At 61.4% G+C, this 1,599-nt stretch carries 2 protein-coding genes and 1 pseudogene; 2 read left to right on the top strand and 1 reads right to left on the bottom strand.

The window, feature by feature from the left end:
• Window positions 1-370, bottom strand: a pseudogene (locus EN925_RS35080) (cation diffusion facilitator family transporter); the annotation flags it as partial.
• Between the two features lie 317 nt (window positions 371-687).
• Here EN925_RS35080 and EN925_RS35075 point away from each other — a divergent pair.
• Window positions 688-1,167: a GNAT family N-acetyltransferase gene (locus EN925_RS35075; RefSeq protein ID WP_024501788.1), complete on the top strand. Its 480-nt coding sequence runs from the start codon at window positions 688-690 to the stop codon at window positions 1,165-1,167.
• Between the two features lie 15 nt (window positions 1,168-1,182).
• Entirely contained in the window at window positions 1,183-1,566 is a 384-nt protein-coding gene (locus EN925_RS35070; RefSeq protein WP_063172670.1) for an ACT domain-containing protein, read from the top strand.
• The last annotated feature ends 33 nt before the right edge of the window (window positions 1,567-1,599 follow it).

Raw genomic sequence — 1,599 nt, 5'->3', positions numbered from 1 at the left:
GATGGCGATAGCGAGCGAGCATGAGCGCGCACGACAGGTTGACGAGCATCGCGCCAGCCGCCGTGAGCGTTAGCGGAACGGGAGCTGGCGGAATTGGAATGTTGAATTTCTCCCAGGCTGTCCAAAGGGTCGCCAATGCGGGGATCAGAAGTATCCCGGCCAGCGCCATTCCGAGCCGCGCTCGATTGCGGACGGTCCAGCCCAACGCGACCATGATCAGGAGATTGACGGATGCGTCCTCCAGAAAATCGATGCTGTCCGCGAACAGCGATACCGATCCGATCCAAACGGCTACGGCAAATTCGATCCCGAAATAGGCCAGGTTCAGGATGGCCACCATCCGCACCGCTTTGTTCAGCGTCCCGGTCATAGTTTGCCCATCGATCAGCTGCCGTTGGCACAAAGCATATAGCGATTCTATGCCCTGCGGGCGCGAGGACCAGAACCTTGTCGCCGATGCGAGACACTGTCGATCGAGCGGTCGCCTTGACATCGCCGCGCTTCCTGTTCCAACTTGGCGCCATGTTCGTTTTCGCGCCTGCCAACACCAAGCGACGTCGCCCTGCACAGTGCGGAGCGGCAAGCTGACTGCGCGACGACAAAGACCGGCAGGATAGACCCGGTTCTTTCGTTTCCAGCCCCGCCCGCGAAACCGCCGGCGGGATTTTTCATGTCTGGAGCAGTTTGATGACCAACAATTCTTCCATCCGGCTTCGGCCGGCCGCGCCCGCTGACGCCGCCGCGATCCGGGATATCGTGCGCGCCGCCTATGCCAAATGGGTAGCGGTGATCGGCCGCGAGCCTCTGCCGATGCGCGCCGACTACGAGAAGGCTGTTGCCGAGCATCCGTTCGATCTCGCCGTCGAGGATGATCGGATCGTGGGAATGATTGAAACCATGCTGGCCGAGGATCACCTGTGGATCGAGAATGTCTGTGTCGCACCGGATGCGCAGGGCAGGGGGATTGGCCGGCTGTTGCTGGAGTGGGCCGAGCGCAAGGCGATCGAGTCGGGCCGCGACGAGCTTCGCCTGCTGACCAATGGCGCGTTCGAGGCGAACGTATCGCTCTACAAGAGGCAGGGCTATATCGTGGATCGGGACGAGCCGTTCATGGGCGGCATGACGGTCTATATGAGCAAGAGGCTAGCGGGATCACCGGCGATCTGAGGAAGGATTTCGATAATGGCTGCCAAGGTCAGGCTTAAGCAACTCCCGGGGTCTTACGCGGTTTCCCGGCTGGCGGCGGGCGAAACCATTCCCGGTTGGGCGGACGGACCAGGCTTCGTCAGCATCACAAGGACCGACGACGAGCTTTCGATCGTTTGCCTGCAGGACCGCGTGCCGCATGCCGTCAAGCAGGATATCGACTGGGTGGCCTTCAAGCTCCTGGGCCCGTTCGCCTTCGACGAAACCGGTATCGTGCTGTCGGTCATCAGGCCGTTGTCGGAAAACGGGTTGGGCATCTTCGTGGTGTCCACTTTCGATGGCGACCATCTCCTGGTGAAAGCCACGGATCAGGCCGCGGCGAGGCGGTTTCTGGTCGAGGCCGGGCATACCTTGCTGTAGTCCATCCTCACCAAACCGGTTGCTGCCCAACCG

The sequence above is a fragment of the Mesorhizobium sp. M7A.F.Ca.US.006.04.2.1 genome (assembly GCF_004022915.1).
Lineage (GTDB): Bacteria > Pseudomonadota > Alphaproteobacteria > Rhizobiales > Rhizobiaceae > Mesorhizobium > Mesorhizobium ciceri.
Note: the sequence above shows the minus strand (reverse complement) of the source record. Positions and strands in the feature narration are given on the sequence as shown.

Excerpts from the sequence above, each read along its gene's own strand:
- EN925_RS35075 (WP_024501788.1), top strand. The coding sequence starts at position 688 with ATGACCAACAATTCTTCCATCCGGCTTCGGCCGGCCGCGCCCGCTGAC.
- EN925_RS35070 (WP_063172670.1), top strand. The coding sequence starts at position 1,183 with ATGGCTGCCAAGGTCAGGCTTAAGCAACTCCCGGGGTCTTACGCGGTT.